This window comes from Serratia sp. NFX21, assembly GCF_048517035.1.
Taxonomy (GTDB): domain Bacteria; phylum Pseudomonadota; class Gammaproteobacteria; order Enterobacterales; family Enterobacteriaceae; genus Serratia; species Serratia quinivorans.
Genome location: NZ_CP183196.1, coordinates 1190068 through 1214127, shown reverse-complemented (window position 1 = coordinate 1214127; position 24060 = coordinate 1190068). Strand labels below are relative to the sequence as shown.

The following is a 24060-nucleotide window of genomic DNA, read 5'->3' as shown; positions in this document are numbered from 1 at the left end:
GTAATAAATATCTCAGCACATAATTTTATAATGATAATTTTTAATGAAACTATCGAAATCTTTCGGAAGCGGTTAATTTAACACAGTTAAGCCAAGATATATCTTAGATAAACCCAAGATAATTCTTAACCAAAGCACGGGAAAATTATTCCCCCTATGGAAAACCACCACCTCGGGGGGGGTAATAATAGGCTGATTTATTCAGTCAACTCAGACTGGCCAAGCATCAGTTTCATCCATTGATGTCCCTTATCCCGTTCAGCCGACTCATGCCAGGACAGATAACAGGTCACCTTGTTTTCATTCCAGGGTAAAGGAATAAAACGCAGCTTTAAGGATTCAGCCTGCTGTCGAGCCAGCCAGGCCGGAACAATGGCAATCATGTCAGTACTGGATACTATATTCAGCACGCTGTATAAATCAGTACATTGTTGATCCACGACTCGTTGCATAGCTTCTTCTATATAGTAGGGTTTACTGAAAGAATAAAAACTCTCGAGTGAAACCACCGCGTGTTGCTCCGCCAGGATTTGTTCCGGCGTAATGGATTTTTCTATCCTCGGATGTTTCCTGGAAAATACCAGCACCAGCTCGTCATCAAAAAGCGCCATACTTTTAAACTCTGAAGACTCAAAGCTGGCATAGCCAACAACGAACTCAACCTCCTGGTAGCGTAATTGGTTATCGATGTTATTGGTTATATATGACTTTATTTTCAAATGGGTATGAGGCGCTATTTCCCTCATGTGATTGATTATGGTAGCCCCCAAACGCAAATCAAGCGGACTGCAAATGGCGATAGAGAAAGCTCGCTCACTGCTAAAGGGTTCAAACTCCGCTCCGGGCAACTCATTTTGCACCAACTGCAACGCCTGCCTAACCGGGCCAAACAGCTGCTTAGCCCGCACCGTAGGCTGGATCCCACGCCCACAGCGGACGAACAGCTCGTCATTAAACATCAGCTTTAAACGTGCAACGGCGTTGCTCACCGCCGGCTGCGACATCCCCAAAAAGCTCGCTGCCCGGGTAATATTCTGCATCTGCATAACGGCATCAAACACGGTGAGCAAATTCAGATCGACGCTGCGCAAATGCAGTTCGCTGGTTTCTTTATCGATAACAACTCCTGAATTACATTCCGACATATCCCACTCCACTAAGTCCTGTGTAGATAATTCCCCACGCGCAATAAAAATGACAAAACAGCGCCATCTTGATTTCACACGGTAGAATTAGTTATCTCTCGCTCCGTTCATTTAAAACCAAGCGCAAGAATCATCCTATATACAAACATGGTTAAGATTTTGTTCTAATACACACTGGGTTTATTTTCTAACAAAGAGTCATCTCGCACACCATCAAAATAGCCCCATTGTAGTAGCCCATCACCACACTATCATTTACCGTTTATATTTAATCAAACGATTAAATACAGCATGCATAACCGCCCTCTATTCATTAACGCCCATAGTTTTCCAACACCAGTCCGCCTTATGAATAATTCACAAAAAACATAGCTGACAGCAACATATTGATATCAAGAATACAAAATCCACACTTTTAATTTTTGGCTAGCACGCCTTCAGCAGTTTTGCATCTTTAATTTTAACCCAATCAACATCAGAAGCAATTGCGGCGATATATATTCATTTAATTTATGCTAACAGGCTCGCAAATCCCCCATTACTTTTTATCTGACAATAGCATTTTTTACCGAACTATCCTCTGCCAGCAAAAGCCCGTTAATCTGGAGGTAAAGGAGTACCCTCATTTTCAATCAGGTGTTGACATAACCAAGCCAATAACGTATCAAATTAGGCAACGAAACTATTTTAGAGAGCTGAACCGCCATGAACTCTACTTTCCGTCTACTAGGCCTACTACTTAACGCATCTTGTTTGCGCGGTATGCCGGTGGACGCAGTTCAGAGCTGATTCAGCCCACCTCATAACAAACCCGCGCTACTGCGCGGGTTTTTTTTTACCCGCTTAGCGTGAAATAAACACGATAAGGAACCACCCTGATGAGCCAACAAGTCATTATTTTCGATACAACGCTGCGTGATGGTGAACAAGCGCTGCAAGCCAGCCTGAGCGTGAAAGAGAAGATTCAGATCGCGATGGCGCTGGAAAGAATGGGTGTCGACGTCATGGAAGTCGGCTTCCCGGTCTCCTCGCCGGGCGATTTTGAATCTGTGCAAACCATCGCGCGCCAGATTAAAAACAGCCGCGTATGTGGCCTGGCCCGTTGCGTGGATAAAGATATCGACGTCGCAGCCGAAGCGTTGCGCGTAGCCGAAGCCTTCCGTATTCACGTGTTCCTGGCCACCTCAACCCTGCATATTGAATCAAAACTGAAGCGCTCGTTCGACGAAGTGCTGGAGATGGCGATCCGCTCGGTGAAACGCGCCCGTAATTACACCGACGACGTAGAATTCTCCTGTGAAGACGCAGGCCGTACGCCAATCGATAACCTGTGTCGCGTGGTAGAAGCCGCGATCAACGCCGGTGCCACCACCATTAACATTCCGGATACCGTGGGCTACACCACGCCGAACCAGTTTGGTGGCATTATCACTACCCTGTATGACCGCGTACCGAATATCGATAAGGCCATTATCTCCGTCCACTGCCACGACGACCTGGGTATGGCGGTCGGCAACTCCATCGCCGCGGTGCAGGCGGGTGCTCGCCAGGTCGAAGGCACCTTGAACGGCATTGGTGAACGCGCAGGCAATACCTCGCTGGAAGAAGTGATCATGGCGATCAAAGTGCGCCAGGACATCATGAACGTGCACACCAATATCAATCATCAGGAAATTTTCCGCACCAGCCAAATCGTCAGCCAGCTGTGCAACATGCCGATCCCGGCCAACAAGGCTATCGTCGGTTCCAATGCCTTCGCCCACTCTTCTGGCATTCATCAGGACGGCGTGCTGAAAAATCGTGAAAACTACGAAATCATGTCACCGCAGACCATAGGTCTGAAAGATGTGCAGTTGAACCTGACCTCTCGTTCCGGCCGCGCTGCAGTGAAACACCGTATGGAAGAGATGGGCTACAAAGAACAGGACTACAACCTGGACAACCTGTACGCCGCCTTCCTGAAGCTGGCCGATAAGAAAGGTCAGGTGTTCGATTACGATCTGGAAGCTCTGGCCTTCATTAATAAGCAGCAGGAAGAACCCGAGCATTTCAGCCTGGACTACTTCAGCGTGCAATCAGGCAGCAGCATCATGGCCACCGCATCGGTGAAATTGATCTGTGGCGAAGAAGAAAAAGCCGAAGCGGCCACCGGCAACGGGCCGGTTGACGCGGTCTATCAGGCCATCAACCGCATTACCGGATACCCGATCGAACTGGTGAAATACCAGTTAACCGCCAAAGGCCAGGGCCGTGACGCACTGGGCCAGGTGGATATCGTGGTGTCCTACAACGGCCGCCGCTTCCACGGCGTGGGTCTGGCGACCGACATTGTGGAATCCTCTGCCAAGGCGATGGTTCACGTATTAAATAATATTTGGCGCTCCCAGCAGGTAGAAAAAGAAAAACAGCGTCTGCAGCAAAGCAAACATCAAAATAATCAGGAAACGGTGTGAACATGACGAAGACCTACCACATTGCCGTCTTGCCCGGAGACGGAATCGGCCCGGAAGTAATGGCCCAGGCCCGTAAGGTGTTGAACGCGGTGCGTCAGCGCTTTGATATCCGCATCACTGAAGCCGAGTATGACGTCGGTGGCATCGCCATCGATCGCCATGGCAGCCCGCTGCCTCCGGCCACCCTCGCCGGTTGCGAGCAGGCCGACGCCATCCTGTTCGGCTCGGTCGGTGGCCCGAAGTGGGAACACCTGCCGCCGGCAGAGCAGCCTGAACGTGGCGCTTTGCTGCCGTTGCGTAAACACTTCAAACTGTTCAGCAACCTGCGCCCTGCCCGTTTGTATCAGGGGCTGGAAGAGTTCTGCCCACTGCGAGCCGATATCGCCGCCCGTGGTTTCGATATTCTGTGCGTGCGTGAACTGACCGGCGGTATTTACTTTGGCCAGCCTAAAGGCCGCGAAGGCCAGGGCATGCAGGAACGCGCCTTCGATACCGAGGTGTATCACCGCTTCGAGATCGAGCGCATTGCACGCATCGCCTTTGAGTCTGCCCGCAAGCGTCGCAACAAGGTGACCTCGATTGATAAGGCCAACGTACTGCAAAGCTCCATTTTGTGGCGCGAAGTGGTTAATCAGGTCGCCCAGGATTACCCGGACGTGTCGCTGTCACATATGTACATCGACAACGCCACCATGCAGTTGATCAAAGACCCGTCCCAGTTCGACGTGCTGCTGTGCTCCAACCTGTTCGGCGACATTCTGTCCGACGAATGTGCGATGATCACCGGTTCGATGGGCATGCTGCCTTCCGCCAGCCTGAACGAACAGGGCTTTGGTCTGTATGAACCGGCCGGTGGCTCAGCGCCGGATATCGCGGGTAAAGGCATTGCCAACCCAATCGCCCAGATCCTGTCTGCCACCCTGCTGCTGCGTTACAGCCTGGGCGCCACTGAGGCGGCCGACGCCGTTGAACACGCCATCAATCAGGCACTGGAACAAGGTTACCGCACCGCCGATCTGGCCGGTGTCGGCCCAGCCATCAGCACCGATGAAATGGGTGACATCATCGCCCGCTTTGTCGCTCAGGGGGCATAACATGTCTAAAACTTTATATCAGAAATTATACGATGCCCACGTGGTGTACTCAGCGCCGGAAGAAACCCCGCTGTTATATATCGATCGCCACCTGGTACACGAAGTGACTTCGCCTCAGGCATTCGACGGCCTGCGCGCCATGGGCCGCAAAGTGCGTCAGCCGGGCAAGACTTTTGCCACCATGGACCACAACGTCTCTACCCAAACCAAAGACATCAACGCCAGCGGCGAGATGGCACGCATTCAGATGCAGGAACTGATCAAGAACTGCGAAGAGTTTGGCGTATTGCTGTATGACCTGAACCACCCATACCAGGGCATCGTACACGTGATCGGCCCAGAGCAGGGCATGACACTGCCGGGTATGACCATCGTCTGCGGCGACTCCCACACCGCGACTCACGGGGCTTTCGGTTCGCTGGCGTTTGGTATCGGCACCTCCGAAGTGGAGCACGTGTTGGCGACCCAAACCCTGAAGCAGGGCCGCGCCAAGACCATGAAAATTGAAGTGACCGGCGACGCCGCGGAAGGCATCACGGCGAAAGACATCGTACTGGCGGTGATCGGCAAAACCGGCAGCGCCGGCGGCACCGGCCACGTAGTGGAATTCTGCGGCAAGGCCATTCAGGCGTTGAGCATGGAAGGCCGCATGACGCTGTGCAACATGGCGATCGAAATGGGTGCCAAAGCCGGGCTGGTTGCGCCGGACGACACCACCTTTGATTACCTGAAGGGCCGTCAGTTTGCGCCAACCGGCAGCAACTGGGAACAGGCCGTTGCCTACTGGCGCACGCTGAAATCCGATGACGATGCCAAATTCGATACCGTTGTCACCCTGCGTGCTGAAGACATCGCGCCACAGGTGACCTGGGGAACCAACCCTGGGCAGGTTATCGCCGTCAACCAGACCATCCCGGCCCCTGAGTCGTTCAGTGATCCGGGTGAGCGTGCCTCGGCCGAAAAAGCCCTGGCCTATATGGACCTGAAACCGGGCATCAAGCTGACAGACGTGCCGATCGACAAAGTCTTTATCGGTTCCTGCACCAATTCACGCATTGAAGACTTGCGTGCAGCGGCTGCCATCGCCAAGGGCCGCAAGGTTGCCAGCGGTGTTCAGGCCATCGTGGTACCCGGCTCCGGCCCGGTAAAAGCGCAGGCGGAAGCCGAAGGCCTGGATAAAATCTTTATCGATGCCGGTTTTGAATGGCGCCTGCCGGGCTGCTCAATGTGTCTGGCGATGAACAACGACCGCCTGAACCCCGGCGAACGCTGTGCCTCCACCAGCAACCGTAACTTTGAAGGGCGTCAGGGCCGCGGTGGGCGTACTCACCTGGTCAGCCCGGCAATGGCCGCTGCGGCCGCTATTGCCGGTCATTTCGCCGATATCCGTGATATTCACTAAGGAAGGCTACCGTGGCTAAATTTACTCAACATACCGGTTTAGTGGTGCCTTTGGATGCGGCGAACGTCGATACCGATGCCATTATTCCAAAACAGTTTTTGCAAAAGGTGACGCGCACCGGTTTTGGTAAGCACCTGTTTAACGACTGGCGTTTTCTGGACGATGCCGGCCAGCAGCCAAACCCGGAGTTTGTCCTGAATAAACCGCGCTACAAAGGCGCCAGCATTTTGCTGGCCCGTGAAAACTTCGGCTGCGGCTCATCACGCGAGCACGCGCCCTGGGCGCTGACCGACTATGGTTTTAGAGTGGTGATTGCCCCCAGCTTTGCCGATATCTTCTACGGCAACTCGCTCAACAACCAGCTGCTGCCGGTCAAGCTGAGCGAACAGGACGTGGAAACGCTGTTCCAGCTGGTGACTGCCAATGAAGGCATTGAATTTGAAGTTGATTTGGAAAACCAGACGGTCAAAGCCGGTGGCAGAAGCTATCCGTTCGAGATTGATAGCTTCCGCCGTCACTGCATGATTAACGGGCTGGACAGTATCGGCCTGACGCTGCAGCACGAAGCGGATATTTCCCGCTACGAGGCGCAGCAGCCCGCCTTCCTGAACTGATATTCACACACCCGCCACCTGGCGGGTGTTTTTTATTATCAATAATCGCTTACCAGTAGCCCAGCCACTTCCACCAAGCCCCACCAATCAATATCCAAATCAGCAGGTTGACCACGCTCATCACAAAACCGGCTTTCCACCACTCACCCAAAGTCGCATAGCCGGAGCCAAAGACAATCGGTGCCGTGCCGGTACCGTAGTGGGTCAGCGACATCATCAGCGAGGAAGAGAACGCCAGGATCAAGCCCAGCAACGCGGGTGGAGCACCCAGTGCAATGCCGGCGGCAAAGAACGCGGCAAACATGGCGGTAACGTGCGCGGTGGTGCTGGCAAAGAAGTAATGCGAATACAGATAGATAAGGGTCAACAGGATGGTGCCGCCAACCCAACTCATTCCCATATGATCAATCCCACTGCCCACGGTTTGTGACAGCCAACCAATCAACCCCAACTTGCCGAGGAAGCTGGCCATCATCACCAACGCGGAGAACCACACCACCGTGTCCCAGGCCCCCTTGTGCTTGAGCACATCTTCCCAGCTCAATACCCCGGTCGCGAGCAACACCGCCAGACCAATCAGCGCCGCCGTGGTTGGGTTAACCGCCAGTGCCGGGCCGAAGAACATCGCCGGAATACCGGCCCACAGCACCAACAGCAGGGCAAACACCGCTAGCGTGATTTTCTCCGGCAGCGTTACCGGCCCCAGAGCCTGCAGCTTTTCACGAGCGAAACGCGGCGCGTCCGGGGTACTTTTCACCTCTGGCGGGTAGAGCAGGTAAATCACCAAGGGCATGACAATCAGCGAACACAGCCCAGGCACCAGTGCCGCCACCGCCCACATGGACCAGGACAGCTCGAAGTTGCCATGAGTGCCCTTGGCAATCAGGCTGACGATCAACGGGTTCGGCGCGGTAGCGGTGATAAACATCGCCGAAGTGATCGGGTTGATATTGTAATTAACCAGCGACAGATAGCGGCCAATCTTGCCGGAGGTATTGAGCTCGGGTTTGGAGCCGAAGCTGTCGGCAATCGACTTCATAATCGGGTGGATAATCCCGCCGCCACGCGCGGTATTACTTGGGGTCACCGGCGCCAGGGTGGTTTCCGCCAGCGTCAATGCATAAGCAATACCCAGCGTCTTTTTACCAAACAGCGAGATGAAGTAATAACCGATGCGCGCCCCCAGCCCGGTTTTGTTCAGGCTGAGTGAGATCATGATCGAAAAACCAATCAGCCAGATCAACTGGTTGGAAAATCCGCTCAGCGCGTCATTGAGCGCAGCACCGGGTTTGCCGGGATTGGTGACGCCGGTTACCGCCACCAACGCAATCGCCACCACCGAAACGGCACCAATCGGCATCGCTTTGCCGATGATGGCGATGATGGTACCGATAAACAGCGCCAGCAAATGCCAGGCATTGGGTGCCACGCCTTCAGGCACCGGGATCACAAACCAGATGAGTAGAGCAGCGGCGACGGCACACAGAGAAGGGACGGGCTTGAGCGGCGTTAGTTTATCCATAACATACCCACTTTTCTAAACGGATCGGCATCTTGGCAGCAAGATGGGCGGGAACGCACTTATCGCGTTCCGGGTCCGTTCAGCTTGGGGGGCGGGCGTAATGTTCTCAATGACATGCGTCAAGGTTGGTGACGTTTAAGCTCACACTTCCCGCACGCGGGCACTCATCCACAGCGCCACTACTGCCAGGACAGTCGCCAACCAGTAAACCGCATAGTGCCCCAGGTTTTCCACCAGCGCCCCCTGCAGCACCCCGGCCAGGATCACCCCGGTGGAAATACTGTTGGTAAACAGCGTGGTCGCCGCACCCGGTCGTCCCGGCATCAGGTCCTGGAAATAGAGCATGCCAATACCGGCGATGATGCCGATAAATATGGCGTTGAACAGCTGTAATACCATCAGCGCCAGCTTAAATTTAAACACCACCAATCCGGCATAAAACAGGATGCCGGCCGCCACGGCGAACAGCATCATATTGCGCTTGCCGAATCGTTTGACGTAGTAACCCGCCAGCAACATGGCCGGGATCTCCAGCCCGGCGGCCGTGCCCATCAGCAGCCCCGCCAGGTTTTCCGGCAGGCCCAGATCGGCGGTGATATACAGCGGCATATCGATGATATACATGGTATTGCAGGTCCACATCAGCATCGACGCAATAAACAAACGACGTACATCGCGGTTGCGCCAGGCGCTGACGGGGGCAATCGGAACCGAAGCAGTAGCGTTCAGCTCCGTACTACTGTGCTCCGCACGTGGCACAGAAGGCAGGGTAAACCACACCAGCAAGGCGCAAATCGCGAAGGTCGCAGCGGCAATCATGAACATCCAGGTAAACCCGTAGTTCAGCGCCAGCGTAAATGACAGCGGCGGGCCAATCACCCAGGCCAGCGACAGTTGCGCACGCATCACCGAGCTGAACATCACCACTTCGCGCGCCGAGCTGTCTGCATATTCTCGTGCCAGCGCAAAAATCTGCGGCATCGCGGTATTGGCAATCGCCGACAGCAATACCCCGGCGGTGATCAGCGTCAGGTAGTCACGGTTAAAGGCAAACAGCAGGCAGTTACCGACCGCCATCAGGCAGCACAGCAAAATCAACTTGCGACGATCGCCGCGCGTATCCGAACGCTTGGCCAACAGGAAACTTACCGCGATGCCGACAATAGCGTTGACGGTATAGAACAGGCCAACCCACAGCGGCCGCACCTTAACCTCGGTGGTCAGGAACAGGCTCAGCGTCGGCGCCAAAAGCGCGCCGGCAATGCCGGAAAGAAAGGCAATCAGCAGGAATGCGGCAAAGACGGGATTAAAGCGGCGTGGCAGCCAGCGCTGACGTTTCATCTCTTCGTTCCTGACCCTAAAGCGGAAGACAGAACCTTAGGCTACGGTGGCAAAATTGCAAGAATATCCCCGCGACCGAGAATAAAAAAACCAGTGGGTATGATCCCACTGGCTGGTGAACAACACCATTACTCAGAAACTTTTTCTACCCGAGCCTCACAGATGCTCACGGTATTGCTTATCCGTCATCGAGTGGATGTCCCACTGGGTCAGATGGGCCAGCATCTCCAGCCGCGCCTGTTCAGGCACCAGCCCCAACCAATCGGCCCGCTGGCGACGCACCGCGCTGAAATAGCGCTGATAGAACTGTTTTGACAAGAAAACCTTCATCCGTCGCCCTCCCCCTTTCATTGAAGAAAATTATCGGCGTAATATAGGGAAAGATAAATTGATGGGTTGATGCCGGAGCGTTCCTCTTTTATGTCCACCTCCAGATTGCAACAGCAGTTCATTCGCCTGTGGCAGCGCTGCCACGGCGAGCCGACCGAAACCACCCTGCAGGAGCTGGCCGAAGTGCTCAGCTGTTCGCGCCGCCACGTGCGTTCGCTACTGGGTGCCATGCAGCACCAGGGCTGGTTAACCTGGCAGGCCGAGTCCGGGCGCGGCAAGCGTTCACGGCTCACCTTTCACTACACCGGTCTGGCACTGCAGCAACAGCGGGCGGAGGAATTGCTGGAGCAAGACCGTATCGATCAACTGGTGCAACTGGTCGGCGATAAAAACGTGGTGCGCCAGATGTTGCTGTCCCAACTGGGACGCAGCTTTCGTCAGGGGAAACACATCCTGCGGGTGCTCTACTATCGCCAGTTGTACAACCTGCTGCCCGGCTCGGCGCTGCGGCGCTCGGAAACCCATCTGGCACGGCAGATTTTCAGCGGTCTGACGCGGATAAACGAGGAAAACGGGGAACTGGAGTCTGATCTTTCGCATCACTGGCAAGCTTTGACCCCGCTGCATTGGCGTTTTTATCTCCGCCCGGCGATTCATTTTCACCATGGCCGCGAGCTGGAAATGGAGGATGTCATCAGCTCGCTTACCCGTTTGATGCCACAGCCACTGTTTTCACATCTCGAACGCGTGACCTCACCGACGCCTTATGTGATCGACGTGCATTTGCACAGTCCCGATTACTGGCTGCCGTGGCTGCTGGGCAGCGTGCCCGCGATGATCCTGCCGCGCGAATGGCAAAGCCTGCCGGACTTCTCGCGCCACCCGGTGGGCACCGGGCCATATAGCGTGGTACGCAACCACCGCAGCCAGATGAAAATCCATGCCTTTGACGATTACTTTGGCTACCGCGCGCTGATCGATGAGGTGAATATCTGGGTGCTGCCGGAAGTGACCGAAGAACTGGTACATTCCGGCGTCCAGTTGCAGGCGGACGACACCGGCAAAAACGAACTGGAAAGCCGGCTGGAAGAAGGCTGTTATTTCCTGCTGTTCGATCAGCGTTCGCCACTGGCGGCCGATCCGGCCATTCGCAGTTGGCTGTGCGAGTTGATCAACCCCATTTCGCTGCTGAGCAATGCCGGCCCGGTCTATCAACGCTATTGGTCGCCGGCCTACGGCCTTCTGCCGCGCTGGCATCACAACCGCGCACTGGCACAATTGCCCAAACCGGACGGGTTGACCGAACTGACGTTGACTTACTACAGCGAGCACTCGGAGTTCCACGCCATTCAGTTGGCGATCGAACCCCTGCTGGCGCAGCAGGGTATCAAGCTGAAGATCCAGGCCGTGGATTACGACACCTGGCATAAAGGCGAAGCCATCAGCGATTTGTGGCTCGGCAGCGCCAACTTCTATCTGCCGCTGGAGTTCTCGCTGTTCGCCACCCTGTATGAACTGCCGCTGATGCAGCACTGCATGAACGAAGATCTCGCTGAGGATGCCGCGTTGTGGCGCGCCAATAGCCTGCCGCTGGCCGATTTTTGCCAGCGCCTGGTCAGCAATCATCAGTTACACCCGCTGTTCCACCACTGGTTGCAATTGCACGGCCAGCGCAGCATGCGCGGCGTACGGATGAATACCCTGGGCTGGTTTGATTTTAAATCCGCCTGGTTTGCGCCGCCGGAAGCATAAGCGCCTTTCACCGACGCCCGTTAGTCTTTACAATGACGCCGTCTCAACGGGGTGCAAAATGCGGCGTGCCGCTTTTGCTGAGAACAAACCCGTCGAACCTGATCCGGTCAATACCGGCGGAGGGATTTGAGCCCAGCGAACCGGCAGCCGCCGCTCGCCCCCTCAGATACCCTTGCCCCCCTAAATTTTCAGGAGTGCAAAGTGGTCAAAAAAAGCCTGCCCTTGTTACTGTTGTTGTGCGCCGCACCGGTGTTCGCCAAACCGGTACTGACGGTCTACACCTATGACTCTTTCGCTGCCGACTGGGGCCCTGGCCCGGCGGTCAAAAAAGCCTTTGAAGCCCAGTGCGACTGTGAGCTGAAGTTTGTCGCGCTGGAAGACGGCGTTTCGCTGCTTAACCGTCTGCGCATGGAAGGAAAAAACAGTGCCGCCGACGTGGTGTTGGGGCTGGACAACAATTTGCTGCAGGCCGCGCAACAAACCGGTTTATTTGCGCCGAGCAACGTCGACAGCACCAAACTGAGCGTGCCCGGCGGCTGGCAGGATAAAACCTTCGTGCCTTATGACTACGGCTACTTTGCCTTCGTTTACAACAAAGAAAAACTGAAGAACCCGCCCAAAAGCCTGCAAGAGTTGGTCGACAGTGACCAGAACTGGAAGGTGATTTACGAAGATCCGCGTACCAGCACGCCGGGCCTCGGCCTGCTGTTGTGGATGCAGAAAGTCTATGGCGACAAGGCTCCCGAAGCCTGGCAAAAGCTGGCAAAGAAAACCGTTACCGTGACCAAGGGCTGGAGTGAGGCTTACGGCCTGTTCCTGAAAGGCGAAGGCGACCTGGTACTCAGCTACACCACCTCTCCGGCCTACCATCTGATTGAAGAAAAGAAAGACAGTTACGCCGCCGCTAACTTCAGCGAAGGCCACTACCTGCAGGTCGAGGTGGCAGGCAAACTCAAGGCCGGCAAACAGCCGGAGTTGGCAGAGCGGTTTATGCAATTTATGGTGACCCCGGCGTTCCAGAACAGCATTCCCACCGGCAACTGGATGTATCCGGTGATCAAAACCCAGCTGCCGGCCGGGTTTGAGCAAATGACCGTACCGCAGACCGCGTTGCAATACAGCGCTGAAGAAGTGGCCAAACAACGCGGCAACTGGATCCGGGCATGGCAAACCGCCGTCAGCCACTGATCCCACGCTGGCTATGGCCGGGGCTGCTGGCTTCCGGTCTGATCCTGACCATCGCCGTACTGGCGATGGGTTCGCTGTGGCGACACGCGCCCGAAAGCGACTGGCAGGGTCTGTGGCAGGACAGCTACCTGTGGCACGTGGTGCGTTTCACCTTCTGGCAGGCGTTGCTGTCGGCACTGATCTCGGTGCTGCCCGCTATCCTGCTGGCGCGAGCGCTGTTCCGTCGCCGTTTCCCTGGCCGCCAATTGCTGCTACGGCTGTGCGCCATGACGCTGGTGCTGCCGGTACTGGTGGCGGTATTCGGCCTGCTCAGTGTTTATGGCCGACAAGGCTGGCTGGCCGCAATATGCGGTTGGCTCGGCATTAACTACAGTTTCTCCCCCTATGGCCTGCAGGGCATTCTGTTGGCCCATATGTTCTTCAACCTGCCGCTGGCGACCCGCCTGCTGCTACAGGCGCTGGAAAACATTCCGGTCGAACAGCGTCAACTGGCTGCGCAGCTTGGCATGAGCGGTCGGCAGCAGTTCCGCTTTGTCGAGTGGCCGGCACTACGCCGCCAGATCCTGCCGAGCGGTGCGCTGATCTTTATGCTGTGCTTTGCCAGTTTCGCCACCGTATTGTCACTGGGCGGCGGGCCGCAGGCCACCACCATCGAATTGGCTATCTACCAGGCGCTCAGCTACGACTACGATCTCAGCCGTGCCGCGCTATTGGCACTGATCCAACTGGCCTGTTGCCTGGGGCTGGTGGTGCTCAGCCAGCGGTTAAGCCAGGCATTGCCGGTCGGCAACACTCACGCCCACATCTGGCGTAATCCGGAAGACAGCCTGTGGCGCCGCACCAGCGATTTTTTGCTGATCGCTGCCGCCCTGCTGCTGCTGTTACCCCCGCTGCTGGCGGTGATTGCCGACGGTGCCAACCAAAGCCTGGTCAGCGTACTGCAACAGCCTGTGCTGTGGCAGGCGTTATTCACCTCGTTGCGCATTGCTCTCGGTGCCGGCGTACTGTGCGTGCTACTGACCATGATGCTGCTGTGGAGCAGTCGTGAGCTGAAGCTGCAACAGCGGCTGCGCTGGGGCCAACGACTTGAGCTAAGTGGCATGGTGATCCTGGCAATGCCTGGCATCGTGCTGGCGACCGGTTTCTTCCTGCTGTTGAGTGACACCGTCGGGCTGCCGCAGTCGCCGTATGCGCTGGTGATCCTCACCAATGCACTGATGGCGGTGCCCTACGCGCTGAAAGTGCTGGAAAACCCGATGCGCGACCTGGCCGAACGCTACAACCCACTGTGCCTGTCTCTGGATATCCACGGCTGGCAGCGACTGCGGCTTATCGAACTGAAAGCATTGCGCCGCCCACTGGCCCAGGCGCTGGCCTTCGCCTGCGTACTGTCGATTGGCGATTTCGGCGTCGTCGCCCTGTTCGGCAACGAGCACTTCCGCACTCTGCCTTACTACCTGTATCAACAGATCGGTGCCTATCGCAGCAATGATGGCGCGGTCACCGCCCTGTTGTTGCTGCTGTTGTGCTTCCTGCTGTTTACCCTGATTGAACGCTTACCGGGCCGCCATGATAGAGCTTGAAAAACTGACCTACCTGTATGAACACCTGCCGATGCGCTTTGACCTGCACATTGCGCCTGGCGAACGTGTTGCGGTGCTTGGCCCCAGCGGCGCGGGCAAAAGCACGCTACTCAGCCTGATTGCCGGGTTCCTGCCGGCTGCCAACGGCAGGTTGCGGCTCGACGGCAGCGATCACACCGCCACGCCACCGGCCAAACGCCCGGTCTCAATGCTGTTTCAGGAAAACAACCTGTTTGCTCACCTGAGGGTAGAGCAGAATATCGGGCTGGGTCTGGATCCGGGGTTACGGCTCAACGATCGGCAAAAACAGCAGTTGGCGCAAATTGCCCGCCAGGTGGGACTGGAAGAACATCTGTCGCGTCTGCCGTCCCAGCTTTCTGGTGGCCAGCGCCAGCGTGCCGCTTTGGCGCGCTGTCTGATCCGCCAGCGGCCGATCCTGCTGCTCGACGAACCTTTTTCGGCGCTCGATCCGGCATTACGCAATGAGATGCTGCAACTGCTGCAAGAGGTGTGCGACCAACGTAACCTGACGCTGCTGATGGTATCGCACAATCTGGATGACGCCGCGCGTATCGCCCCGCGTACCCTGCTGGTGGTCGATGGCCGTATTTTTTACGACGGCCCAACGCAGGCGTTGCTGGACGGCAGCGCACCGGAAGCCAGGGTGCTGGGCATTTCACACAAACCGTGATCTGCAGCGCGTTTTTTATGCTGCGCAAATAAACCTGTTGTGTGAATTTTGCGCCTGTGGTTTTATGAAAACCTGACTTTTTTTACTGATGATAAGGTTCCCTGTGATCGCATCCTCGCTGACTTCGACCCTACTAGTTACCGCGCTACCAGCCGCGGTGATGGTCGTCGTGCGTGTGGTGGTGGTCGTCGGCAATGCGCCGTAGGGTCCGAATCAACGCATCGATTCCCAAACCCCGCCGGCGCAAACCGGGCGGGGTTTTTAGTTTCAGTCCCCTGCCCAGAAAAGCGAACCGGCCTTGAGAAAGGATAGGAACATGGCAATTTCGGGCACGCCACAGCAAGGCAACAGCTTCACCGGCGCACAGTTGATCGTCCACCTGTTGGAACGTCAGGGCATCACCACCGTTGCCGGTATTCCCGGCGGCGCTGCACTGCCGCTGTATGACGCACTGAGCCAAAGCACCCGCATTCATCACGTACTGGCCCGCCACGAACAGGGCGCGGGCTTTATGGCACAGGGCATGGCACGCGCCAATGGCAAGGCGGCGGTGTGCATCGCCTCCAGCGGGCCGGGGGCCACCAACCTGGTCACCGCTATCGCCGACGCCAAGCTCGATTCCATCCCGCTGGTGTGTATCACCGGCCAGGTGCCGTCTTCAATGATCGGTACCGACGCCTTCCAGGAAGTGGATACCTACGGCATCTCGATTCCTATCACCAAGCACAACCATTTGGTTCGCGATATCCGTGAACTGCCGCAGGTGATTTGCGACGCGTTCCGTATTGCCGAATCCGGCCGCCCTGGCCCGGTGTGGATCGACGTACCGAAAGACGTGCAAACCGCGGTGATCACTCTGGATGAACTGCCGCCGATAGCTATTCCCGACGCGGCACCGGCCTTCGAGACCGCAGCCGTAGCGCAGGCCGCCGCAATGATCAATCAGGCCAAACGCCCGGTACTGTATCTGGGTGGCGGCATCATCTGCGCCAATGCTCACCAACAGGCGATTGAGCTGGCGGAACGCGCCAACCTGCCGACCACCATGACGCTGATGGCGTTGGGTGCCATGCCGGTGCAGCACCCGCTGTCGCTGGGTATGCTGGGCATGCATGCCGCACGCAGCACCAACTTTATTCTGCAAGAGGCCGACCTGCTGATCGTACTGGGCGCCCGCTTTGACGATCGGGCGATTGGCAAAACCGAACAGTTCTGCCCGAACGCCGCCATCATTCACGTGGATATCGACCGTGCCGAACTGGGCAAGGTGAAGCAGGCCAACATTGCCATTCACGCCGACGTTGGCCAGGTATTGCAACAGCTGTTACCACAGATTGAGGCACAGCCGCGCAGCGAATGGCTGGACACCGTCAACGGCCTGAAGCGCGAGTTTCCGTTCAGCATGCCGAACGCCGAGGATCCACTGAGCCACTATGGGCTGGTGCTGGCTGCTGCGCGCTGCGTGGATGAAAGCGCCATTATCACCACCGACGTGGGCCAGCATCAGATGTGGGTGGCGCAGGCCTACCCGCTGAGCCGTCCGCGCCAGTGGCTGACCTCCGGCGGATTGGGCACCATGGGCTTCGGCCTGCCTGCAGCGATAGGTGCAGCCCTGGCCGAACCGCAGCGCAAGGTGCTGTGCTTCTCCGGTGACGGCAGCCTGATGATGAACATTCAGGAAATGGCCACCGCCGTCGAACATGATCTGGACGTGAAAATTATCCTGATGAACAACCAGGCGTTGGGGCTGGTGCATCAGCAGCAAACGCTGTTCTACCAGCAGCGCATCTTTGCCGCCGCCTATCCCAAGCGTACCGACTTTATCAAGATTGCCGCCGGTTTCGGGCTGGACACCTGTGATTTGAACGCCGCAGAAGATCCGCAAGCCGCGCTGGCCGAGGCGATCCAACGGCCTGGCCCTTGTTTGATCCACGCGCTGATTGATATCAATGAAAAAGTGTTCCCGATGGTGCCGCCGGGTGCCGCCAACATCGACATGATTGGAGAATAAGCCATGTCAGAACAATTGAATAATCCACAGGTGATCCTGGAACTGACGGTACGTAACCATCCCGGCGTGATGTCGCACGTGTGCGGCCTGTTTGCCCGCCGTGCCTTCAACGTAGAGGGTATTTTGTGTCTGCCGCTGAAAGACGGCAAACAGAGCCGTATCTGGCTATTGGTGGCGGACGATCAACGGCTGATGCAGATGATAAGTCAGGTAGAAAAACTCGAAGATGTGCTGCAGGTAAAACGCCATAGCGAGGACGTGCGGGTGTTCGAACAGTTAGAAGCCTTCTTCCAGTAATGTACAGAGGGGCGTTACGCCCCCTTGTCACTGACCGGCCAGCACCTTCCACAGCAAATGCCGGTAAACCGGCATCAGCGGCTGCAGGGACAGGTAATAAAAGGTGCCGATCGCCAGGATCCAGCTCAGCACGCAGGCTACCCGCAGCCGCAGTGGCGACAGCCAGCGGCTCAAGCGATCATTGCTGCGTTTACCTTCACGCCACCAGCGCCAGCTCAGCCAGGCGGCCAGCCAAATCAGCATCGCCACGGCAAACAGCAGCCATTTGAATAAGGCACTGTTGGCGCTGGCGGGAATGTCGATAGCCACGCCGGCCAGAATACCCGGAAAGAAATAGACCGGCGGCCAGGTGATACAGCCGATAATGTTCGGCAATGCGAATTTGTACGGCGGCAAGTCCAGCATTCCGGCCACCATCGGCACCAGCGGGCGCGTCGGGCCGACAAAACGGCCAATCAGAACGGTTGCCATACTATGTTGATGCAGCGCGTGCTCGGTCTTGTCGAGCATCGCCTTGTTCTTTTTCAGGAACGACCAGCGGTGCAGCGGCCCCTTGAACGCGCGGCCGATGAAGTAGGAGATCCAGTCCCCCAGCAGGCAACCGACGATCCCCGCCGCCCAGGCATAATAGAAGTCCACCTGGCCGCTGCCGATCAGCGCGCCGATGCTGGCCATCATCACCGTACCGGGCAGCAACAACCCTACCAGCGCCAGAGATTCCAGAAACGCGACGAACATGACCACCATCAGAGTGAAAGCCAAAGACTGGGTAATCAAATGCTGTAAATAGGCTTCCATTAAACCTCTGTTGGTTATCCAAAGCGCGTGGGCGTGGGATTGTCAGGTGCGGCCGGGAACGAGTCAACCGGTGAATTGTATGCGTTTTTGGCAGAACTGTGCGGCAATGGACAATTACTGTATAAAAACCCATACTATATTTATATTTTCTCCCTTATAGCTTAGCTTGTCAGGAACAGCGCGATGTCACTCCAACAGGGTTTCTTGCTCACCCGCCACTGGCGTGATACGCCCGCCGGCACCGAGGTAGAGTTTTGGCTGGCGACCGACAGTGGCCCGCAGCAACTTCGCCTGGCACCGCAGACCTCGGTCGCCTTTATCCCGGCCGAACAGCGCCAACGCGCCGAACTGTTGCTGCGGGAAGAGCGGCAATGGGAGCTAAAACCGTTGCCGCTGACCGATTTCCATCATCGCCCGGTGTTGGGGCTGTATTGCCGTCAGCATCGTCAGTTGATCAAACTGGAAAGGCTGCTGAAAGACGGTGGCGTTAACCTCTATGAGGCCGATATTCGCCCGCCGGAACGCTACCTGATGGAGCGTTTTATCACCGCACCGGTCTGGTTCAGCGGCCAGGTCAACGGCAATGGCCCGTTGATCAACGGGCAAATGAAACCGGCACCGGAATACCGCCCGACCTTGAAACTGGTCTCGCTGGACATTGAAACCACCGCCCACGGCGAGCTGTACTCGATTGCGCTGGAAGGTTGCGGTCAGCGCCAGGTGTACATGCTCGGGCCGGCCAACGGGGGCAATGAAGCGCTGGATTTTGACCTGGAGTACTGCGTCAGCCGCCCGCAGATGCTGGAACGGCTGAATCAGTGGCTGGAGCGGCACGATCCCGATGCCATCATTGGCTGGAACCTGGTGCAGTTCGATTTACGGGTGCTGCAAAAACACGCTGAGCGTTACCAAATTCCGCTAAAACTGGGCCGCGGTGGCAACCTGCTCGAGTGGCGTGAACACGGTTTCAAACAGAACCACTTTTTCGCCTCCGCTGCCGGTCGGTTGATTATCGACGGTATCGAGGCGCTGAAATCCGCCACCTGGAACTTCCCTTCTTTCAGCCTGGAACATGTGTCGCAGGCGCTGTTGGGCGAAGGCAAGTCGATCGACAATCCCTACCAGCGAATGGCAGAAATCGACCGGCGCTTCGCCGAAGATAAACCGGCGCTGGCACGCTACAACCTCAAAGACTGCGAACTGGTAACGCAAATCTTCGCCAAGACCGATTTGCTGACCTTCCTGCTGGAGCGCGCCACGGTGACCGGATTGGCGGCCGATCGCAGCGGCGGTTCCGTCGCCGCATTCAGCAATCTGTATATGCCACGCATGCACCGGCTGGGTTTTGTCGCCCCCAACCTTGGCGAGCAGCCGGAAGAGCACAGCCCCGGCGGCTTTGTGATGGATTCACAGCCCGGCCTGTATGACTCGGTGCTGGTGCTCGATTACAAGAGCCTGTACCCGTCGATCATCCGTACCTTCCTCATCGACCCTGTAGGGCTGGTGGAAGGCATGCAACACCCCGGCGATGCCGATTCGGTGCCCGGTTTCCGCCATGCCCGTTTCTCGCGCAGCAAACACTGCCTGCCGGCGATCGTCGAGCAGATCTGGCAGGGTCGCGAAGCAGCCAAGCGTCAGCAGAACAAAGCCTTGTCCCAGGCATTGAAGATCATCATGAACGCGCTGTACGGCGTATTGGGATCGAGCGGTTGCCGTTTCTTCGATCCCCGTCTGGCCTCGTCGATTACCCTGCGTGGCCATGAGATCATGCGCCAGACGCGCGAACTGATCGAGGCTCAGGGTTATCAGGTGATCTACGGCGATACCGACTCCACCTTCGTCTGGCTCAAACAGCCGCATGACGAGCAGCAGGCAGCGCAAATAGGCCGGACATTGGTCGAACAGGTGAACCAATGGTGGCAACAGCATTTGCAGCAACAGTATGGGCTGGAGAATGCGCTGGAACTGGAGTTCGAAACCCATTACTCACGTTTCCTGATGCCCACCATTCGCGGTGCCGAACAGGGCAGTAAAAAACGTTACGCCGGGCTGATCGCCAAACCGGACGGCAGCGAAGAGATGGTGTACAAAGGGCTGGAAACGGTGCGCACCGACTGGACACCGCTGGCGCAGCAGTTCCAGCAGCTGCTTTACCAACGTATTTTCAAACGCCAGCCGTATCAGGATTTTGTGCGTGAATACGTTCGCCAAACGCTTAACGGCGATTTCGACGATCGGCTGGTCTACCGCAAGCGCCTGCGCAGAAAGCTGGACGAATATCAACGCAACGTCCCACCACATGTCCGCGCAGCCCGCATCGCCGACGACTATAATCGTCAGCAGGGACGACCGCTGCAATACCAGAACGGCGGCTGGATCAGCTATGTGATGACCGTAGCCGGGCCAGAACCGCTGGAAACCCAGCAGTCGGCGATTGATTACCCCCATTATCTGGAGCGCCAGTTGGAACCGGTGGCAGACGCTATACTGCCATTTTTGCATGACGATTTTACTACGCTGGTGACCGGGCAGATGGGCCTGTTTTAGCATTCGGCCCACTCTGCGGGCTTTGGTGAAGGGTTAAAAAAATTCATCGGGTTTTGCAGGTGACGAACGCGCCGCCTTCCATTACCATAGCGCCCTTCCCAAATTCTGAATCATCTCCCTCACCGCCTGATGACATAGGCATGGGAGCGATACCCTATGGATTTCAAGCTGCAGTTAGGCGCCCAACTCGCTCATCCCCAAGCGCTTACTTGAGTAAGTAACTGGGGTGAGCGAGTGCAGGTAACAACACTGCAGCTTGAAAGACGACGGGTATTAGCTATTGCCCGCCATATTAAAATAAATCGGGATTAGCAACGTTTGATACGGGTGCCGCGGCCCTTTCGCCCGGTAACAAGACTTACTTAAAGAATCGAGCCGACAATATATGCCTTTTACACTTGGTCAACGCTGGATCAGCGACACGGAAAGCGAATTAGGACTGGGAACCGTCGTGGCGCTGGATACGCGCATGATTACCCTGCTTTTCCCCGCCACCGGCGAAAACCGCCTCTATGCCAGAAATGACTCGCCAATCACCCGCGTGATGTTCAACCCGGGCGACACCATCAGCAACCACGAAGGTTGGGAGCTGCAGGTGGAAGAGGTCAAAGAGGAAAACGGCCTGCTGACTTATATTGGCACTCGCCTGGATACCCAGGAAAGCGGTGTGGCAATGCGTGAAGTGCTGCTGGACAGCAAACTGACCTTCAGCAAGCCACAGGACCGTCTGTTTGCCGGCCAGATCGACCGTATGGACCGTTTCGCCCTGCGTTTCCGTGCGCGCAAGTACCAGAGCGAGCAGTATCGTCTGCCATTTGCCGGCCTGCGCGGCATGCGCGCCAGCCTGATCCCGCACCAGTTGCACATCGCCTATGAAGTCGGCCAGCGCCATGCACCGCGCGTACTGTTGGCAGATGAGGTGGGTTTGGGTAAAACCATCGAAGCCGGGATGATCATTCACCAGCAATTGCTGGCAGGCCGCGCCGAGCGCGTACTGATCGTGGTGCCGGAAACCCTGCAGCACCAGTGGCTGGTCGAAATGATGCGCCGCTTCAACCTGTATTTCTCGCTGTTCGACGACAGCCGTTACTCCGAGGCCAAGCTCGACAGCAGCAACCCGTTTGAAACCGAACAGTTGGTGATCTGCTCGCTGGACTTCGTCCGTCGCAACAAGCTGCGCCTGGAAGAGCTGGCCGACGCCCAGTGGGATCTGCTGGTGGTCGATGAAGCCCACCACCTGGCCTGGAGCGAAGAGGCACCAAGCCGCGAGTATCAGGTCATCGAACAACTGGCTGAGCACATTCCCGGCGTGCTGCTGCTGACCGCCACCCCGGAACAGCTCGGCCAGCAAAGCCACTTCGCCCGCTTGCGCCTGCTGGATCCGAACCGTTTCCACGATTACCAGGATTTTGTCGCCGAACAGCAAAAATATCGCCCGGTGGCCGATGCCGTCACCCTGCTGCTGAGCGGTGAACGCCTGGCCGATGACAAACTGAACCTGCTGGGCGAACTGATCGACGAGCAGGATATCGAACCGCTGCTGAAAGCGGCCAACAGCGACAGCGACAACAGTGAGCAGGCGCGTCAGGAACTGGTCACCATGCTGATGGACCGCCACGGCACCAGCCGCGTGCTGTTCCGTAACACCCGTAACGGCGTCAAGGGCTTCCCGCACCGTTTCCTGCACCAGATCAAACTGCCGCTGCCGACCCAGTATCAGACCGCGATTAAAGTGTCCGGTATCATGGGCGCGAAGAAAACCGTTGAGGCGCGCGCGCGCGATATGCTGTATCCGGAGCAAATCTATCAGGAATTCGAAGGCGAGAACGCCACCTGGTGGAACTTCGATCCGCGCGTTGAATGGTTGCTGAACTACCTGGTGGCCAACCGCCACGAGAAAGTACTGGTGATCTGCGCCCACGCCGCCACCGCGCTGCAGCTTGAACAAGTGCTGCGTGAACGTGAAGCGATCCGCGCCGCGGTATTCCACGAAGGCCTGTCGATTATCGAACGCGACCGCGCCGCCGCTTACTTCGCCTCAGAAGAAGATGGCGCCCAGGTGCTGCTGTGCTCGGAGATTGGCTCAGAAGGCCGTAACTTCCAGTTCGCCAGCCACCTGGTGATGTTCGATCTGCCGTTCAACCCGGACCTGCTGGAACAGCGTATTGGCCGTCTGGACCGTATCGGCCAGATGCATGACATTCAGATCATGGTGCCTTATCTGGAAAACACCGCTCAGGCGGTGCTGGGCCGTTGGTTCCACGAAGGGCTGGATGCCTTCGAGCACACCTGCCCGACCGGCCGTACCATTTATGACAGCGGCTACGAGCAGCTGATTGGTTTCCTGGCGGCACCGACCGAGCAGGAAGGGCTGGATGAGTTCATTCACCACTGCCGTCAGCAGCACGACCACCTGAAAGTGCAACTGGAGCAGGGCCGTGACCGCCTGCTGGAAATGCACTCCAACGGCGGCGAGAAAGCGCAAGCGCTGGCAGAGGCCATCGCCAATCAGGATAACGACGTCAATCTGGTGGGCTTTGCGCTTAACCTGTTCGATATCGTCGGCATCAACCAGGACGATCGCAGCGACAACCTGATTGTCCTGACGCCATCCGACCACATGCTGGTGCCGGACTTCCCGGGCCTGCCGCAGGACGGCTGCACCGTGACCTTCGATCGCGAACAGGCACTGTCGCGTGAAGATGCGCAGTTCGTCAGTTGGGAACACCCGATTATTCGTAACGGCCTGGATCTGATCCTGTCCGGCGATACCGGCAGCTGTGCGGTTTCCCTGTTGAAAAACAAAGCGTTGCCTGTCGGCACCCTGCTGGTCGAACTGGTCTACGTGGTAGAAGCTCAGGCGCCGAAGCACCTGCAACTGACCCGCTTCCTGCCACCGACGCCAATCCGTATGCTGATGGACCGCAAAGGGACCAATCTGGCGGCGCAGGTTGAATTCGAAAGCTTCAACCGTCAGTTGAACGCGGTCAACCGCCATACCTCCAGCAAACTGGTCAATGCGGTGCAACAGGATGTGCATGCCATGCTGCAACAGGCGGAAAACCTGGTTGAAGAGCAGGCACGCGCATTGATAGAGCAGGCGAAACAGGAAGCGGATGACAAGTTGAGCACCGAGCTGGCGCGTCTGGAAGCCCTGAAGGCGGTCAACCCGAACATCCGTGATGACGAAGTCGAAGCGCTGGAGTTCAATCGCAAGCAGGTGCTGGTAAACCTGAATGAAGCAGGATGGCGTCTGGATGCTATCCGTCTGGTGGTAGTAACTCACCAGTAA

General features: G+C 56.9%; 18 protein-coding genes and 1 riboswitch. Of the genes, 13 read left to right on the top strand and 5 right to left on the bottom strand.

The window, feature by feature from the left end; genetic code table 11:
• Nucleotides 1-197 precede the first annotated feature (197 nt).
• Nucleotides 198-1145 carry a transcriptional regulator LeuO gene (gene leuO / locus ACNT1W_RS05640; RefSeq protein ID WP_012005197.1) on the bottom strand — a complete coding sequence of 316 codons (948 nt, stop codon included), beginning with the start codon at nt 1143-1145 and terminating at the stop codon, nt 198-200.
• A gap of 878 nt (nt 1146-2023) precedes the next feature.
• Between leuO and leuA the strand changes: the two genes are divergently transcribed.
• Genes leuA through leuD form a run of 4 tightly spaced genes read left to right on the top strand, consistent with a single transcriptional unit; the run spans nt 2024 to nt 6708 of the window.
• Entirely contained in the window at nt 2024-3598 is a 1575-nt protein-coding gene (gene leuA, locus ACNT1W_RS05635) for a 2-isopropylmalate synthase (protein WP_017891594.1), read from the top strand.
• 2 nt (nt 3599-3600) lie between these two features.
• Nucleotides 3601-4692, top strand: coding sequence for a 3-isopropylmalate dehydrogenase (gene leuB / locus ACNT1W_RS05630; RefSeq protein ID WP_012005195.1), 1092 nt, complete (start codon nt 3601-3603; stop codon nt 4690-4692).
• Between the two features lies 1 nt (nt 4693).
• Nucleotides 4694-6094 carry a 3-isopropylmalate dehydratase large subunit gene (gene leuC, locus ACNT1W_RS05625; RefSeq protein ID WP_329907120.1) on the top strand — a complete coding sequence of 467 codons (1401 nt, stop codon included), beginning with the start codon at nt 4694-4696 and terminating at the stop codon, nt 6092-6094.
• An 11-nt stretch (nt 6095-6105) separates the two neighbouring features.
• Nucleotides 6106-6708: a 3-isopropylmalate dehydratase small subunit gene (gene leuD, locus ACNT1W_RS05620; RefSeq protein ID WP_259190209.1), complete on the top strand. Its 603-nt coding sequence runs from the start codon at nt 6106-6108 to the stop codon at nt 6706-6708.
• 49 nt (nt 6709-6757) lie between these two features.
• On the opposite strand, the gene ACNT1W_RS05615 is transcribed toward leuD, so the two are convergent.
• The 3 genes from ACNT1W_RS05615 to sgrT form a co-directional block, all read right to left on the bottom strand.
• Complete coding sequence (locus ACNT1W_RS05615) at nt 6758-8230, bottom strand: DASS family sodium-coupled anion symporter (RefSeq protein WP_112364391.1); 1473 nt, start codon at nt 8228-8230, stop codon at nt 6758-6760.
• Between the two features lie 141 nt (nt 8231-8371).
• Entirely contained in the window at nt 8372-9571 is a 1200-nt protein-coding gene (locus ACNT1W_RS05610) for a sugar efflux transporter (protein WP_112364392.1), read from the bottom strand.
• Nucleotides 9572-9727: 156 nt separating this feature from the next.
• Nucleotides 9728-9901 carry a glucose uptake inhibitor SgrT gene (sgrT, locus tag ACNT1W_RS05605; RefSeq protein WP_012005190.1) on the bottom strand — a complete coding sequence of 58 codons (174 nt, stop codon included), beginning with the start codon at nt 9899-9901 and terminating at the stop codon, nt 9728-9730.
• 90 nt (nt 9902-9991) lie between these two features.
• Here sgrT and sgrR point away from each other — a divergent pair, with 90 nt between their 5' ends.
• The 7 genes from sgrR to ilvN all read left to right on the top strand — a co-directional run bounded on the left by sgrR (nt 9992) and on the right by ilvN (nt 17423).
• Entirely contained in the window at nt 9992-11653 is a 1662-nt protein-coding gene (gene sgrR, locus ACNT1W_RS05600; RefSeq protein ID WP_261099213.1) for an HTH-type transcriptional regulator SgrR, read from the top strand.
• A gap of 37 nt (nt 11654-11690) precedes the next feature.
• Nucleotides 11691-11796: riboswitch (TPP riboswitch) on the top strand.
• Nucleotides 11797-11854: 58 nt separating this feature from the next.
• Nucleotides 11855-12841 carry a thiamine ABC transporter substrate binding subunit gene (gene thiB, locus ACNT1W_RS05595; protein ID WP_012005188.1) on the top strand — a complete coding sequence of 329 codons (987 nt, stop codon included), beginning with the start codon at nt 11855-11857 and terminating at the stop codon, nt 12839-12841.
• Complete coding sequence (gene thiP / locus ACNT1W_RS05590) at nt 12817-14424, top strand: thiamine/thiamine pyrophosphate ABC transporter permease ThiP (protein WP_261409102.1); 1608 nt, start codon at nt 12817-12819, stop codon at nt 14422-14424. Before thiB ends, thiP begins: the two co-directional genes overlap by 25 nt.
• Nucleotides 14411-15115: a thiamine ABC transporter ATP-binding protein ThiQ gene (gene thiQ, locus ACNT1W_RS05585; RefSeq protein WP_419246504.1), complete on the top strand. Its 705-nt coding sequence runs from the start codon at nt 14411-14413 to the stop codon at nt 15113-15115. The genes thiP and thiQ overlap by 14 nt, the downstream gene beginning before the upstream one ends.
• A gap of 88 nt (nt 15116-15203) precedes the next feature.
• Nucleotides 15204-15320 (top strand): ilvB operon leader peptide IvbL, encoded by a 117-nt coding sequence (gene ivbL / locus ACNT1W_RS05580; protein ID WP_208295193.1) that lies wholly within the window; start codon nt 15204-15206, stop codon nt 15318-15320.
• Nucleotides 15321-15431: 111 nt separating this feature from the next.
• On the top strand, nt 15432-17126 hold the full coding sequence (ilvB, locus tag ACNT1W_RS05575; protein ID WP_261422234.1) for an acetolactate synthase large subunit: 1695 nt from the start codon (nt 15432-15434) through the stop codon (nt 17124-17126).
• A gap of 3 nt (nt 17127-17129) precedes the next feature.
• Entirely contained in the window at nt 17130-17423 is a 294-nt protein-coding gene (gene ilvN, locus ACNT1W_RS05570) for an acetolactate synthase small subunit (protein ID WP_012005184.1), read from the top strand.
• 27 nt (nt 17424-17450) lie between these two features.
• Here the strand turns inward: ilvN and ACNT1W_RS05565 are convergent, their stop codons facing one another.
• Complete coding sequence (locus tag ACNT1W_RS05565) at nt 17451-18221, bottom strand: DedA family protein (protein ID WP_012005183.1); 771 nt, start codon at nt 18219-18221, stop codon at nt 17451-17453.
• Between the two features lie 183 nt (nt 18222-18404).
• Between ACNT1W_RS05565 and ACNT1W_RS05560 the strand changes: the two genes are divergently transcribed.
• Together ACNT1W_RS05560 and rapA are read left to right on the top strand one after the other, a co-directional pair.
• The gene (locus ACNT1W_RS05560; protein ID WP_419246503.1) at nt 18405-20768 is read left to right on the top strand and encodes a DNA polymerase II; all 2364 of its coding nucleotides are present in this window, start codon (nt 18405-18407) and stop codon (nt 20766-20768) included.
• Nucleotides 20769-21153: 385 nt separating this feature from the next.
• Complete coding sequence (gene rapA / locus ACNT1W_RS05555; protein WP_419246502.1) at nt 21154-24060, top strand: RNA polymerase-associated protein RapA; 2907 nt, start codon at nt 21154-21156, stop codon at nt 24058-24060.

What these genes read in the sequence shown, in the direction of transcription:
- leuO (WP_012005197.1), bottom strand. Translation starts at nt 1,145, where the DNA reads ATGTCGGAATGTAATTCAGGAGTTGTTATCGATAAAGAAACCAGCGAA.
- leuA (WP_017891594.1), top strand. Translation starts at nt 2,024, where the DNA reads ATGAGCCAACAAGTCATTATTTTCGATACAACGCTGCGTGATGGTGAA.
- leuB (WP_012005195.1), top strand. Translation starts at nt 3,601, where the DNA reads ATGACGAAGACCTACCACATTGCCGTCTTGCCCGGAGACGGAATCGGC.
- leuC (WP_329907120.1), top strand. Translation starts at nt 4,694, where the DNA reads ATGTCTAAAACTTTATATCAGAAATTATACGATGCCCACGTGGTGTAC.
- ACNT1W_RS05615 (WP_112364391.1), bottom strand. Translation starts at nt 8,230, where the DNA reads ATGGATAAACTAACGCCGCTCAAGCCCGTCCCTTCTCTGTGTGCCGTC.
- ACNT1W_RS05610 (WP_112364392.1), bottom strand. Translation starts at nt 9,571, where the DNA reads ATGAAACGTCAGCGCTGGCTGCCACGCCGCTTTAATCCCGTCTTTGCC.
- sgrT (WP_012005190.1), bottom strand. Translation starts at nt 9,901, where the DNA reads ATGAAGGTTTTCTTGTCAAAACAGTTCTATCAGCGCTATTTCAGCGCG.
- sgrR (WP_261099213.1), top strand. Translation starts at nt 9,992, where the DNA reads ATGTCCACCTCCAGATTGCAACAGCAGTTCATTCGCCTGTGGCAGCGC.
- thiP (WP_261409102.1), top strand. Translation starts at nt 12,817, where the DNA reads ATGGCAAACCGCCGTCAGCCACTGATCCCACGCTGGCTATGGCCGGGG.
- thiQ (WP_419246504.1), top strand. Translation starts at nt 14,411, where the DNA reads ATGATAGAGCTTGAAAAACTGACCTACCTGTATGAACACCTGCCGATG.
- ivbL (WP_208295193.1), top strand. Translation starts at nt 15,204, where the DNA reads ATGATAAGGTTCCCTGTGATCGCATCCTCGCTGACTTCGACCCTACTA.
- ilvB (WP_261422234.1), top strand. Translation starts at nt 15,432, where the DNA reads ATGGCAATTTCGGGCACGCCACAGCAAGGCAACAGCTTCACCGGCGCA.
- ilvN (WP_012005184.1), top strand. Translation starts at nt 17,130, where the DNA reads ATGTCAGAACAATTGAATAATCCACAGGTGATCCTGGAACTGACGGTA.
- ACNT1W_RS05565 (WP_012005183.1), bottom strand. Translation starts at nt 18,221, where the DNA reads ATGGAAGCCTATTTACAGCATTTGATTACCCAGTCTTTGGCTTTCACT.
- ACNT1W_RS05560 (WP_419246503.1), top strand. Translation starts at nt 18,405, where the DNA reads ATGTCACTCCAACAGGGTTTCTTGCTCACCCGCCACTGGCGTGATACG.
- rapA (WP_419246502.1), top strand. Translation starts at nt 21,154, where the DNA reads ATGCCTTTTACACTTGGTCAACGCTGGATCAGCGACACGGAAAGCGAA.